The 13,549-nt window shown below is 37.8% G+C and carries 12 protein-coding genes and 4 tRNA genes; 9 read left to right on the forward strand and 7 right to left on the reverse strand.

The window, feature by feature from the left end:
• Window positions 1-28: 28 nt before the first annotated feature.
• Entirely contained in the window at window positions 29-244 is a 216-nt protein-coding gene (gene rpsU / locus AAV96_RS06525; RefSeq protein ID WP_004652785.1) for a 30S ribosomal protein S21, read from the reverse strand.
• A 145-nt stretch (window positions 245-389) separates the two neighbouring features.
• Between rpsU and tsaD the strand changes: the two genes are divergently transcribed.
• Entirely contained in the window at window positions 390-1,397 is a 1,008-nt protein-coding gene (gene tsaD / locus AAV96_RS06530) for a tRNA (adenosine(37)-N6)-threonylcarbamoyltransferase complex transferase subunit TsaD (protein ID WP_004662959.1), read from the forward strand.
• Between the two features lie 198 nt (window positions 1,398-1,595).
• Window positions 1,596-2,099: a hypothetical protein gene (locus tag AAV96_RS06535; protein WP_004662957.1), complete on the forward strand. Its 504-nt coding sequence runs from the start codon at window positions 1,596-1,598 to the stop codon at window positions 2,097-2,099.
• 79 nt (window positions 2,100-2,178) lie between these two features.
• On the opposite strand, the gene AAV96_RS06540 is transcribed toward AAV96_RS06535, so the two are convergent.
• The 3 genes from AAV96_RS06540 to AAV96_RS06550 all read right to left on the reverse strand — a co-directional run bounded on the left by AAV96_RS06540 (window position 2,179) and on the right by AAV96_RS06550 (window position 4,369).
• Window positions 2,179-3,096 (reverse strand): DMT family transporter, encoded by a 918-nt coding sequence (locus tag AAV96_RS06540; RefSeq protein WP_046738735.1) that lies wholly within the window; start codon window positions 3,094-3,096, stop codon window positions 2,179-2,181.
• Entirely contained in the window at window positions 3,093-3,671 is a 579-nt protein-coding gene (locus AAV96_RS06545; RefSeq protein WP_046738736.1) for a TetR/AcrR family transcriptional regulator, read from the reverse strand. The genes AAV96_RS06540 and AAV96_RS06545 overlap by 4 nt, the downstream gene beginning before the upstream one ends.
• Window positions 3,672-3,826: 155 nt before the next feature.
• Complete coding sequence (locus tag AAV96_RS06550) at window positions 3,827-4,369, reverse strand: HPP family protein (protein ID WP_046738737.1); 543 nt, start codon at window positions 4,367-4,369, stop codon at window positions 3,827-3,829.
• A gap of 90 nt (window positions 4,370-4,459) precedes the next feature.
• Here AAV96_RS06550 and AAV96_RS06555 point away from each other — a divergent pair, with 90 nt between their 5' ends.
• Window positions 4,460-5,035 carry a TetR/AcrR family transcriptional regulator gene (locus AAV96_RS06555; protein ID WP_046738738.1) on the forward strand — a complete coding sequence of 192 codons (576 nt, stop codon included), beginning with the start codon at window positions 4,460-4,462 and terminating at the stop codon, window positions 5,033-5,035.
• A gap of 60 nt (window positions 5,036-5,095) precedes the next feature.
• Here AAV96_RS06555 and AAV96_RS06560 read toward each other — a convergent pair whose 3' ends face one another.
• Both AAV96_RS06560 and AAV96_RS06565 read right to left on the reverse strand, forming a co-directional pair.
• Window positions 5,096-6,196, reverse strand: a complete 1,101-nt coding sequence (locus AAV96_RS06560; protein WP_046738739.1) for a DUF6670 family protein — start codon at window positions 6,194-6,196, stop codon at window positions 5,096-5,098.
• Between the two features lie 105 nt (window positions 6,197-6,301).
• Window positions 6,302-7,186 carry an ATP-binding protein gene (locus tag AAV96_RS06565; protein WP_042862403.1) on the reverse strand — a complete coding sequence of 295 codons (885 nt, stop codon included), beginning with the start codon at window positions 7,184-7,186 and terminating at the stop codon, window positions 6,302-6,304.
• A gap of 177 nt (window positions 7,187-7,363) precedes the next feature.
• On the opposite strand from AAV96_RS06565, the gene AAV96_RS06570 reads away from it, so the two are divergent.
• The 6 genes from AAV96_RS06570 to AAV96_RS06595 all read left to right on the forward strand — a co-directional run bounded on the left by AAV96_RS06570 (window position 7,364) and on the right by AAV96_RS06595 (window position 10,372).
• A complete protein-coding gene (locus AAV96_RS06570; protein WP_046738740.1) occupies window positions 7,364-8,872 on the forward strand; it encodes a DUF3336 domain-containing protein in 1,509 nt (502 codons plus the stop codon).
• Window positions 8,847-9,668 carry a protein kinase domain-containing protein gene (locus tag AAV96_RS06575; protein ID WP_046738741.1) on the forward strand — a complete coding sequence of 274 codons (822 nt, stop codon included), beginning with the start codon at window positions 8,847-8,849 and terminating at the stop codon, window positions 9,666-9,668. The genes AAV96_RS06570 and AAV96_RS06575 overlap by 26 nt, the downstream gene beginning before the upstream one ends.
• A gap of 106 nt (window positions 9,669-9,774) precedes the next feature.
• A tRNA-Leu gene (locus AAV96_RS06580) sits at window positions 9,775-9,859 on the forward strand.
• A 68-nt stretch (window positions 9,860-9,927) separates the two neighbouring features.
• Window positions 9,928-10,001: transfer RNA gene (locus AAV96_RS06585), tRNA-Trp, on the forward strand.
• A 150-nt stretch (window positions 10,002-10,151) separates the two neighbouring features.
• Window positions 10,152-10,236 (forward strand) — tRNA-Leu (locus AAV96_RS06590).
• A 62-nt stretch (window positions 10,237-10,298) separates the two neighbouring features.
• Window positions 10,299-10,372, forward strand: a tRNA-Trp gene (locus AAV96_RS06595).
• Window positions 10,373-10,550: 178 nt separating this feature from the next.
• Here AAV96_RS06595 and AAV96_RS06600 read toward each other — a convergent pair.
• Window positions 10,551-13,265 carry a M66 family metalloprotease gene (locus tag AAV96_RS06600; RefSeq protein ID WP_046738742.1) on the reverse strand — a complete coding sequence of 905 codons (2,715 nt, stop codon included), beginning with the start codon at window positions 13,263-13,265 and terminating at the stop codon, window positions 10,551-10,553.
• Window positions 13,266-13,549: the final 284 nt, after the last annotated feature.

A 13,549-nucleotide genomic window follows, 5' to 3' on the forward strand; every position in this document is an offset into this window, starting at 1 on the left:
GTATTTTCAGCAGTCAATCACAAATTAATTAGTAAAGGCGAGTAGTACGTACAGATTCGCGAGTCAATTTCTTTTGATAACGCTTAACTGCAGCAGCTTTTTTACGCTTACGCTCTTGAGTTGGTTTCTCATAGAATTCGCGCTTACGAACGTCAGCTAAAACACCCGCTTTTTCGCATGAACGCTTGAAACGACGGATAGCTACGTCTACTGGTTCGCCTTCTTTCAACTTAACTTGTGGCATGTAAAATCCTCTAAGATTATGGATAAGATCTAATGCACGATTGCACTAGATCGCAAGTGAAGGTCAGTATTTTACTCATTTACAACTCAGATCACAAGTCTATAATAGCTCTGATATTATTTTTGATCGTTGTAAAGGCAGTTTAATGATTGTTTTGGGCTTAGAAACTTCGTGTGATGAAACTGGGTTAGCACTCTATGATAGCGAGCTCGGCTTACGTGGACAGGTTTTGTATAGCCAAATTAAACTGCATGCAGAATATGGCGGTGTCGTTCCTGAATTGGCTTCACGTGATCATGTTCGTAAGATGATTCCTTTGATTAATCAATTGCTTGAGCAGAGTGGTGTTAAAAAGCAAGAGATTGATGCTGTTGCCTATACCCGTGGTCCAGGATTGATGGGTGCACTGATGACTGGAGCGTTGTTTGGCCGCAGTTTGGCGTTTGCATTTAATAAACCTGCGATTGGTGTGCATCATATGGAAGGCCATATGCTTGCGCCATTGCTTTCGGAAACTCCACCGGAATTTCCATTTGTAGCTTTATTGGTTTCGGGTGGACACACTCAACTCATGGCAGCCTATGGCATCGGTCAATACGAATTGCTCGGTGAGTCAATTGACGATGCAGCGGGTGAAGCCTTTGATAAAGTCGCAAAAATGATGAAATTGCCTTATCCAGGTGGGCCGAATATTGCGAAATTGGCGTTACAGGGTGATGCCAAAGCATTTGAATTCCCACGACCAATATTACATCAAGGTTTAGATTTTTCTTTTAGCGGTCTTAAAACTGCAGTTTCAGTACAACTGAAAAAGCTAGGTGAAGAGAGTCGTGATGCCGATGTGGCGGCTTCTTTTCAAGAAGCTGTTGTCGATACACTGGTTAAAAAATCAGTGAAAGCTTTAAAGCAAACAGGTTTAAAACGTTTGGTGATTGCAGGTGGTGTGAGCGCCAATCTAAGATTGCGTGAGCAATTGGAAACATCACTTAAAAAAATCAAAGCTCAAGTCTATTATGCCGAGCCTGCATTGTGCACTGATAATGGCGCCATGATTGCCTTTGCTGGATACCAACGTTTAAAAGCTGGGCAACATGATGGTTTAGCGGTGACGACGACACCAAGATGGCCAATGACTGAGTTACAACCGACCTAAAATACAATTCATCTTTCTATTGCTTGTTAGGCTGTGGGTAAATCTAGGTGGTTCTTATATTTACCTGACTATTCTTCTATTTAAAAAATCGAATCATTCATTTTATGCATAGCGAACGCGTACTGCCTACGCTATTGTATTTGAAGTATTGGGTAAATTATTTTTTGATGAGCTAAAACTCATTGTGGAGTACAAAAGTTGAAAATTTCTTATATTTTTACATGTGGCCGATTAGAGTCTTTATTTAAGATTCTCTGTCTCACTCAACAAGGTGAGAAAAAGGTCGAGTCAAAAGAAAAGGTCGTTGAGCAATATAGAAAAGACATCGCTTTAGGACGTCCTTTTGAAGAAACTGAACTTTATCAAATAATTGAACAAAGTGAAGAAAAGATTGTCATTAACCGCTTGAGTAATATTCTTCGTGAAAAACCTACTCAGCAGAAGGGTAGCTTTGATGCGGACGAATATAAGACTGGTGCATGGTCTGAGTTTAGTGATTATAAGCTGGCAGTTCGATTCTCAAATGCGAAAACCGAGTTAAGTGAAAAGCACTTTGCAAAAACTGGTGAATACATGACCAGTCGTGGTATTGCAAAATTGACAGGTTTTAATCCAAGCAATATTAAGAATATGCTGCATCATAAAAGAAGTGTGGTGAGAAAAATGCTCACAACCTTAGAGAAGCTAGCAAAAGAGTATTAATATTTAAGCTGTATTTTTGATGCAGAGAAAATTTATTTTCTGCATCAATTCTGAATATCTCTAATCTTAAATAAAAAAATTAATTTGGTTTATCTGCTTTAGACAACACTGCCAGACAGACAAAAATCAATGCCATACCAACCCAACCAATTGGTGCCAGTTGCTCGCCTACCAATAAGACTGCAAATAAAGCTGCAACCAGTGGTTCAAATAAGGTCAGTGTGGTTGCAGTGCTGGCTGAAATAGTCTTTAAAGCGTAACCAAATAGCAGATAGCCAAGGAACATTGGAATCAGCATCATATAACCCACTACATACAGATTCACAGGTTCATCAAAAAGATTTGAACCAGTAAAAAACAGTGTTGGTAATAAGATTAAAGCACCAAAACCAAAAATTAAGCCCATGGAGGCTTTTGAATCGACACCTCGATCAATCATTTTTTTGGCAGCCCAAGAATATAAAGAATAGGTCAGTGCCGCGATCAGTCCGAGAATAATCCCAAAAGTTTTTTGGTCTGTAGTCACTATTTGTGTCGCACCTTGAGCGTGAGATTCTCCTAGAGATAACAGTAATACTCCTACAACACCAAAAACAAAACTAATAAACCATTTTCCTGAGAGTGCTTTTTTATCAAAGAATTTTTCTAGCAATGCAGTGAATAAAGGCGCTGAACCAATTGAAACGACAGTCCCAATCGTGATCCCCGCCATACGCATTGATGAATAAAAGGCGAGAGGATAGATCGCTACAGAGATCATGCCTATCAAAAGTAAAGGATAATGAGAGCCAATTTGAGGTAAATGACTGCGGATATTTCTATGGGCTAATAAAGCTTGTAATAAGCCACCGCCACCCATTGCGATTGCGCCAATCGCTAAAGGACTTAAATTTGGCGCGTAAGAGGCAGCAGTACCTGTCGTTCCCCATAAAATAGAGGCAATTAAAACGGCGATAAAACCAGAATGAGTACTGAAATTAAAAGATGAGCTACTCAATTTGAAATCTCTCGTTCTAATAAATTTTGAACCATTTGTTTTGCCGCAAATACTTTCTCACTGGAACTTTCTAAACCTGCACGGGCAATCGAGCCTTCTAATATGAAAGAAATAAGTAGCGCAAGTTGTTGGACTTTTTGCGGTTCTTTGAATAATTGTGATAAATGCCCAGCCACAATATTTTCGATTTCATCTTTATGATTCTTAACGGCTAAACGTTCAGGACTATGAGCAGGAAATTCGGCTGCTGCATTCAGTAAACCACAACCACGAAAACCTTTTTCATAGGCAAATTCAGCATGGTCTTGATAGGCATCAAAAATAGCTAAAATACCATCCATCGGTGTTTTGATCTGAACTTTTCTTTTCTTATATAAGTCTAACCATTCTTGATGGCGAGCTTCGATATAACAGGTAATTAGGTCAGATTTGGTTGGAAAATTATTATACAAAGACATTTTCGCGACTTTTGCTTTGTCTGTAATGCTATTAATGCCTGTGTTAGTAATCCCATCGTTATAGAACAGGATGGATGCTGCATCTAAGATTTTTTGTTTTGCGGATTTGGTGCTCATAATTAAATATAAATTAGGTATACTGATCTACCTATTATTATGGAAAAGTATAATAATTAGCAAGAGAAATTTATTGAATTCATTGATAGAAAGTTTTCTATGAGCTTAAAGGGATACGATGGAGAGAGCTTTGATCTCCTCCATCACGACTTTATTTATTTGATAGTCTTTTTACTATGAATCAATGCTAAACCATAAATTGGCCATTTGTTTTCTGATTTGAGGTTATTAACCAACCAAGCAATCAGTACAAGAGAAGTTGCCCCGAATAATACTGGGGAAAATAAGAAACTCCAGTGATATTCAATGGTATTTGCGGTAAGTAAAATCACGAGTGGGTTTGCACCAGCAGGTGGGTGGACACAGCGCAATAATTGCATGGCAGCAATGGCACAGCCAACAGAAAGTGCAATACTGATTGTGGTGATACCAAAAAGTTTAAGAAATAGTAAACCAATGAATGCCGAGATAAAGTGTCCAAGAATAACATTACGAGGTTGAGCTAACGGCGATTGAGATACTGCATATAACAGTACGCAAGTTGCACCGAATGGCGCCATGATGAATAGATTATTTGTCAATTTACTGAGGATAATCAGGATTAAAATACTCAGTGTTCCACCGACTAAGCTTCTAATTATATCAATGGATTGTGGTGCTGGGGCGAGGTGCTCTTTACCTTGGAATATTGATAACATTTCATTCTCATTGAATGGTTGCTTTGAAGAGATGATATCGCTAAAATTAAAAATAGTACAGATCTGTACTATTTGAGTGAGTAAATTTTTATGTCTAAATCAGCCCACAAAATTTTGGATACAGCAGAAAAATTATTTTATGAAAATAGTTTTGTTGGTGTGGGTGTCGATTTAATTCGGGATGAGTCCGGTTGTTCAAAAACAACGATGTACACCTATTTTAAAAATAAAAATCAATTGGTGAAGTCTGTCTTAGAAGCGCGAGACCAAAAGTTTAGGAATAGTCTGGTTGCTTATGTTGCAGGTGAAACTGGGCGAGCAGCATTAGATAAATTGATTGATTGGCATCTGTTGTGGTTTCAAGAAGATAATTTTAAAGGATGTCTATTTGTTCGAGCAGTTGCCGAATCGCATGTGGGTGATCAAGACATCATCATGGTTTCGAAAGAGCATAAGATTTGGATTCGGAACTTAATCGCTCAGTATTTAAGATCTATGCCAAATGCAGATGCATTAGTTGAAATTATTTATACCTTAATTGAAGGATTAATTAGCCGCTTTTTAGTAGAAGGCTATGATGTCAAAGTTGCAGCAGAGATCAAAAATTCAATCAGGCAAATTGTTGATACTTTTATTTTAATTGATCTTAATCAAAAAGAAGTTTAAGCCTAAAGCTATAAGCCTTTGGATCATGTCCAAAGGCTTGTTTTACCTAATTAAAAGCTTTTAATCTTTAAAAGCATTTTGATTTTCGACATCAATATATTCAAGATAACCACGACCTTGAACTTTTTGGTTTTGATATTCACCCGTGAAAGTGTATGCACTTGCATAACCGATCCCATGACCATAGCGATATGGGCTGTCGACTTCTGCAATAATGTCGAGCAGTTTGTTGTTGGCATCATCCTTCACAGACCATGAAAACAATTGCGGTAAACGCATTTTCTTACCACTTGGGGAAATATAATCATCAACTTGATGTGAAATAATTTTAAATTCCACGTTGGTATACACTTCAGCAGGTTGATCTGTGTGGCGAACATGTAAGCTATATGCCGCTGGTTGACCTAAAATATCGGCTTTGGTTAAAAGTAGTTGAGTGGTTTCTGTTAAGTTAATAATTTGATAAGTAAAAAAATCGAGAGGGAGTTTATAGGCTTCAGGCAGCAATTTTTTAACGATACCATGTGCACCCGCTGCTCTAGCATATTCATAAGTACATAAGCCTTCTGCAAGTGTTGTTTGTCCTTGGTATTCGAGTTGTCCTTTAAATTTTGACAATAAACTAAAATGATCATAAATTGGGGTTTTAATAAACCAAGAGACTTGATCTGTAACATCCAAATCAAACTCAAACTTTAAGCCATGATAAGCACCTTTGAGGTGAATATTGGGTAAAGTGCCTTCAATCGAAACCTCTTGCCCCAACTCAATCTGCCAACCATTTTCTTGAATATGAGTCTCTTCAGGCATGATATAGGCTTTTAATAGATGTTCATCTAAGGCAGCAGTGCTTGAAAAGAAAGTTGCGGTCTTACGTGGATCGCCCAAAGTAATATAATCATGATCAAAAGCCAATGCACCAGGTGTACCGAGTAAAATCATGATATTCAAATAACGATGTGGCTCAGGTAGCAGTGGAAAGAAGATGCCATAGTGTGTCCATGTATAGAATTTTTCTTCAGTTCTAGGACGAATGATTTCTGGTGCAGAAAAAGGACTCGTTGAATATTTAATCGCTTGGTCTAAGGTGCTTTGTGCGAGTAATAAACTTTTACCCAAAATTTTGCTTGTGAGGGATGAGGGTGGCAATTGTTTTTTCATCTTGTTTCCTACGTTCTTTCCATACTGAAAAGCTAGGTTATGAAAAACAATTGCCTTTGCTAAGCGGAAATAAGGACAAAGCCAAAGCTTTTTAGGACAATCTCCCTAAGCTTTGTTAGACAATTTTTCAAGGTTTTGCGAGCCAATCCAATGTTTAGAGAACTGGTAAGCTGCACGCCCTGAACGCTGCCCACGAGCTTGGCACCATTTCAAACTTTCAGCACGAACAATGTCGTTATATTCCAAATTTGCTTGAACAATATAATGCTCAACAATTTCTAAATACAGTTGTTGATCCATTGGATAGAAGGAAAGCCACATGCCAAAACGATCAGACAGTGAAATTTTTTCCTCAATCGCTTCTTGAGGATGTAACTCGGTATATTGAGGAACATCGACTTTACGCACAGGCGTATTTTCGTGCATAAATTCAGGTAGTAAATGACGGCGGTTACTGGTTGCATAAATAATAAAATTACTTGAACCCGATTGAAGTGAACCATCCAAGACACTTTTTAAACTACGATAATTCTCATCTTCTGCGTTAAACGCAAGATCGTCACAATAAACAATAAATTTTTCAGGACGATGTTCGATTAATTTTTGGATTTTAGGTAAATCAGAAAGATCGTCTCGTTCAATTTCAATTAAACGCAGACCTTGTGCTGAATATTCTGTGAGTAAGGCACGAACAATGGATGATTTCCCTGTACCGCGTGAACCTGTGAGTAAGACATCATTGGCAGGTAAACCATTGAGAAACTGTAAAGTATTTTGAATAATCTTGGCTTTTTGGCGTTCAATTCCTTTTAGATCTTCTAAATACATTTTTTTAGGTTGTTGAATTGCAACTAATTGTTGATTTTCCCATCGAAAAGCAATCGCAGAAAAATCTGTTGGTTGTTTAGGAGCAGGGAGAACTTGTTGTAACTGTGTCAAAACACTAGATAAAGATTGAAGAATAGATTCGGGTAAATCAAGGATAGCCATAAACACAAACCAAACTCAGTGATTAATGATTACGGATACTATCATTGCTATAGCTGAAATGAAGAAAATATCATTAAAAATGTTGCAAACGGTCAATTTTACCCTTGATTGTTGGTGCTGCTTTTTGCATTGTATAAGTGCGAGATGATAAGAATATAATGAAAAATAGGAATGCTAATGTTCAATAGAGCTCAAGAAAAAAGAAATACATATCAATTGCATAGAGTCGATATGTTAAAAGAGAGCTTGCAACATGCGAGTTCTTATGCGGAATGGAAAGAAATTGCACTAAAACTGGACGAAGAAGCGGGGCATGAAGCATGGAAATATGACAATCAATCGCCTTACTTTGATGCAGAAATTTTGTCTAAACGATATAACTTATTAAAAAAATATCGAATGCAACATCGAACTTTAGATTTAATTTATGTTCTTCGTGAAGGCTTATCTTATGACTTCGCCAATATTGGTCATCCAATGTTATTTGCACAAACCTATATTGGTACGAAAAGAATTATCGAAAACTATGTTGAAGAAATGAGTGAATGTCTTCGCTATTTAGCTTCTAGTGAATGTATTACTTTTCAACTCAAAGAAAAAATTCAATTTTTTAAAGAATGTCAAAGAGCCTATGGACAACCTGCACTTATGTTTTCTGGTGGTGCGACACTGGGTTTATTTCATACAGGTGTATGTAAGGCTTTGCTCGAACAAGATTTGATGCCTCGAGTCCTGTCTGGTTCAAGTGCAGGGGCGATCATGACTGGAATGTTGGGGGTATCCTCGGCTGATAAAATTCCAGAACTGCTCAAAGGTGAACATTTTTTTAGTGATGCTTTTAAATTCAGGAAAATTTCAGAGCTAATTCGAGGGCATGGTGGTATTGCTGATGTCATGTATTTGAAAAAATTCCTGATGCAAAATTTGGGTGATGTGACATTTGCAGAAGCCTATCAACAGTCAAAGCGACATATTAATATTGTAATTGCCCCATATAACACAGCGCAAAACCCGCGGATTATGAATGCACTGACCGCGCCGAATGTTTTGGTGTGGAGTGCTGTTCTAGCATCTTGTGCTGTACCTGTATTATTTCCACCTGTGCACTTAACCAGTAAACGTTACGATGGTCAGCATACACCTTATTTGGCCAATACTAAGTGGGTGGATGGGAGTATGCGTAGTGATTTTCCACAAGAAAAAATGGCTCGTTTGTATAATATAAATTACACCATTGCCAGCCAAGTAAATCCGCATATCGTGCCATTTATGCAAAGTGATACTGATCGGTTTCGTCGCGATGTTTTAAACTGGCCTGAACGACTTATTCGGCATCAAGGCAAAGCGATTGCAATGGAAATCATGGATTTAACACGTAATTATATGGGCGGTTTTTTCCCTATTCGCCGTGTTTTAGATCATGGATATGGCATTTTAGGGCAGCGTTATTACGGCGATGTAAATATCATTGCGCGCTATGGTTTAAGACATTATAGCTATATGCTTAAAAATCCACGTCCGAAGATTTTTAAGGTTTTGCAGCAAGAGGGGGAACGAGCGACATGGCCGAAGATTTCATCTATTGAAATTCATGCACGGATTGGCAAAACGATTGAGCATTGTTTAACATCACTGCGTAAGCAGCAAGAAAAGCAACAGAATGAGTTTTACTACGTTGATCTTTGATTCAAATATTCAACTGGATGATTTGAGTCTAAGTACTAAACCTGAAAGCTATGCTTTTGGGCGGCGTTTATATCGTTGCCAGATTGAGCAACAACAATATTGGCTTAAATTTCATTTAATCAATAGCCATGATGTTTTAGAGCAAGCGTTTGAGCGAGAACTAAATTTCTATCAACAAAACTCTCAAGTTAGACAGAATTTTTTATTGCCCCATCAAATTATACCACTTTGCCATATTAAAAATGACGTTGACTTTCCACAGCGTGGGGTAGGGTTGCTTAGTGTTGCTACAAATGTATTTTTTAGCCATATTCAGGCAACGGATAGCATCCAAGTTATCCACTATAAAATTTTAACTGCGCTACAAGCCATTGAAAGTATGCATCAATTAGGTTGGGTTCATGGCGATTTAAAAGCAGAGCATTTTCGATTATATGAAAACTCATGCAGGCTCATTGATTTTGAACAAAGTTATCAATTACAGCCAATCCATAATTTAACCGCAACTCCTCATTATATGGCACCTGAGCTTTTTCATGGAAAGCCAAAAACGGTACAAACTGATTTATATGCTTTTGGCATCATTGTTTATGAGTGGTTATCCCAAAGCAAATTAACTGCAAAAAACTACCATGAATGGGCCGTCCTACATTGCCAGAAATTGGAAATTGAATTACCTGATGAATTGCAGTGTTTTTTGCCTTTATTAACAGGCTTATTGCAGAAACATGTAAAACAGCGATTTAGCTCAGCGATAGAGGTAAAAAATTGTTTAAATGCGATTGATTTGCTGTAAAAATAAACATAAATGTTTGATTTGAATATTATATGTGCATTTGGTAGAGTTTTTTGTCAGAAAGACTTGTCATAGTGAATGTTTCTCACTAATATGCATACCCATCGGGGGCGTGGCGAAATTGGTAGACGCACTGGATTTAGGTTCCAGCGCCGCAAGGTGTAAGAGTTCGAGTCTCTTCGCCCCCACCAAATTTAAAAAGCAGGAGTTTCTTGCTTTTTTTATGATTAAATCAGAAATGAGTTAATCATGCTGTTATAGAGGATTGGTGTAATGGTAGCATGACGGTCTCCAAAACCGTTCGTCAAGGTTCGAGTCCTTGATCCTCTGCCAAATATCAAAAGGAACTTTAAATAAGTTCCTTTTTTTATTTCAAGAATTTTTTCATTTGTATATGAAAAAAGCATTAGCTTTCAGATGCATAGTTTTTTTATAAAAAAGGCTTGTCAGCAAGAAAGTTTATCACTAATATACACATCCATCGGGGGCGTGGCGAAATTGGTAGACGCACTGGATTTAGGTTCCAGCGCCGCAAGGTGTAAGAGTTCGAGTCTCTTCGCCCCCACCAAATTTAAAAGTAAGTTTCTTACTTTTATGATTAAATCAGAAATGAATTGATCATGCAGTTATAGAGGATTGGTGTAATGGTAGCATGACGGTCTCCAAAACCGTTCGTCAAGGTTCGAGTCCTTGATCCTCTGCCAAATAAATAAAAAAGCCCTTGTATTTACAAGGGCTTTTTTATTTTCTCAATTTGATGCTTGAGTGAAAATATAGAAATATTTGCTCAAAACATGCATCGTCTGTTTTTAATTTATATAAAAAGACTAGGAAAAGCATAGGCTTCCTAGTCTTAACTTTGTTATTTTATATATTGATCGATTATGGTGTTGCTAATGCAGTTGCCAAGAGTGGTAAATTTTGCCCTGTAGCAGCAGCTAAAATAAAGTTTTGGCTAGCTGTGGTAATCGTCCATTTTTGATTATTTCCACTGCCACAACCGTATGTGATTAAAGTACCACGACCATCTGCGGCTGGTGCACCGCCACCACTCAAATCAAGGCAAGTATTACCTTGACGGAATTGCTGTGTTGAGCCTGTTACAGGTGTTTCCCAAATTTGATTGCTTACACCATTATTACAGCTAGCAAGGGTTGCACCTGATAAACAGAGCTCTGGATATTGTACGCTATGGATTTTACCTACAGCATCATAAAGCCATAAACTAGCATTATCACCTGTACAGCCATTTTTACCACTCATGTATACGCTTGGTTTTCCTGTGCTGCTCGAAATTTCTGTTTTGAGACATGCCAAATTCATGTTTGGCATAACCAACATAGTGGCGCCAGCCAATGGATTACTATTGGAAAGACCAAGTTGAGCAACAAAGCTTTTTAAAGCAGTATGAGCAGCAGTAACATTCGCTGTTAAGTCACTACGATATACATTGACCCAGCGGTTTAAGCGATATAGCTGTTCTTGTTGGTTGCTAAAACGTTCTAATTCTTGCTGCGCAGTTGTTGAAAGTTCATTTTTAAAATTCTTATAAGAATCATAAAGAATTTTATTATTTGGAGATAAATTAGCGACGAGCTTGCCTTGATTACTAAGTAAAGCTTGTTCTAATTGTGGAAGTTCAACTTTGCGTAAAGCTTTATAACCTTGTTCCTTACCAATCGTTACAGCAGCAGGTAGAGGTTGGGCATAACTTGGAATAACAATCGATGAAAGTTTATTGGCTTGTTCATTGGCGCGTTTACAGTATAAATCAACGCTTAGTGGTGCATCGCTTTGAGCCAAGTTAATGTGCAATTTATTTGCATTTCCATTCATTCGATTTGGTGCGAGTGCAATGTTTTCCTCAGCTTTTAATGCATATTTAACATTGATCCAACAGCTTGCATTTGCAAGACCCAGTTGTGCTTGAGGGAGTGAGAACACATTCCCCCAATTACCACGTGCTGCAGGATAAAGCAGACCGACTTGGTTAACAGGGTCATAGCCACCTAAAATGGTAAAAATTGGTACACCAAATTGAGTAGGTTTTAAATAATTGCCATCTGGGCGGTTGTACCAAACTTGATTTGAGTTTGGAACTTTAGGTTGAGTGACATCCATTTGGCGAGTTGTGGCGTTCCAACGCTTATATCCTGTTGGAGAGTTGGAATCCCAAACTGCACGATCAAATGCTGGTTGAATTTTTTGCTGTGTGCTGTAACCCGTGTAATGGGTAAAACGGGAAAGGGAGCTAGAGTAATTACCTCCTGCCATAGCATCAGTGCCGTAAGTATAGGCATTTTGGAAAATTGGCGTTCCACCTAAGCGATTTTCTAGATTTGTATTATTCCAGTTTAAATTGCCTCGCATACGGTTGCGATAAGCAATATAACCCCATCCACTGTCTGGATGATGAGCTGACCAAAAGTAGTTTTCACCATTTTGTCCAGGATAATGCCCTAAACCATAGTGATGCCCAATTTCATGACTAAATTCATTACCCACAGAATCGATCAGCGTTAAGATACCATTACCACCACTTAAGCCGTGATTGACATCACCATTTTGGTATTTACCCCAAGCGTGGTGAATGACTGCACTTTGAGTCAGTTGAGGTTGCTCTTGGCTTGACATTGATGCACTGGTTACACCCCAATTTGCAAGATTGATTCCTGTACTAAATGTTGATTTAGCAGTATTTTCTCGCATATCACCACTATAGACATCACCTGTTGTGGCGCTTTTGTCATTATAAATGACACCACTTGCAACCATGACTTGATTCAGTTGCATGTCATCATACTTTGTGACGATCATTTTTGCCGCAGGAATCGTTTCAAAATAATCAGTACCCGCTTTTTCAGGTTCGTTCAGCATATAGTGACCGCTAGATTGTCGAGGTGAGGTGAGCATGCCCAAACGAATGCTTTGAACCACTAATTCACCCGGCGCTCCAAAATCAATCGATTGTGCATCTAGTCGCCCATTTTTAAGACTAACAGGATCTACAATACGAATATTTAAACCCGGTTTGACTTCATCCCAGTTAAGAGCTGCTGTCCATGTGCGTTTAGAGTATTGAACTCTTGGGCGAGCATCGCCGTTAGACTGATCTGAGGCTGGAATTTGAGTGGGTTCTTGTAATGCAACACGACGTATTAAACGACTATTTAAATAGATTTCTGCATTCAGTTGTTGCACCTCACCCATGTCGGTATTTGGGGTGACTAAAAGGAGAGCATCTTTTTCACTGGTAAGACGGGGCATACTTTTTGCCTCGTTACCATTTGGATCTACGGTGTGGTTTTGTGCAAATTGGATCATTGCTGCAAAACTACCGACAAGATCATTACGCAAAGGTCGTGTATTACCCTGTAAGTCGTAATCGTAGAATCCCAATGTATTTGAATCAAAAACATCTTTATTTGGCTCAGGATAAGCACCTGATGTCGTAAGTGCTTTTGCTTGACCATTTGTCGCCGAATCAGTTTTATTATTATCAGTTGTTTCTTGAGAGTTTCCTCCACAACCAGATAATAATAAGAGTGAAATACATAAGCTTAATGTACTTATTGAGGGTTTTGTCACATTTTTCATATTTTAATTAACCGAGTTAATAAAGTGTTAAATAGGGATTAATTTTAAAATAATATAACTTATATTTAATTGATGAGTATATATATTCGATATAAAGTACATATATTATTTCCGTGATATTGTTCTTATTTTTTTAACCAAGTGTTAATGTTGCTTTGTAAATTTTTAATATGGATGTGGTGTTCTCAAAACATAAGATTATGTTATTGAATGACATTTTTTGACACATTTTGGCAAAAATTATAATTATTAATGGTTTGTTAAGCTTATTTTATTGAGCTTTA

Source organism: Acinetobacter sp. AG1, assembly GCF_001005525.1.
Lineage (GTDB): Bacteria > Pseudomonadota > Gammaproteobacteria > Pseudomonadales > Moraxellaceae > Acinetobacter > Acinetobacter modestus.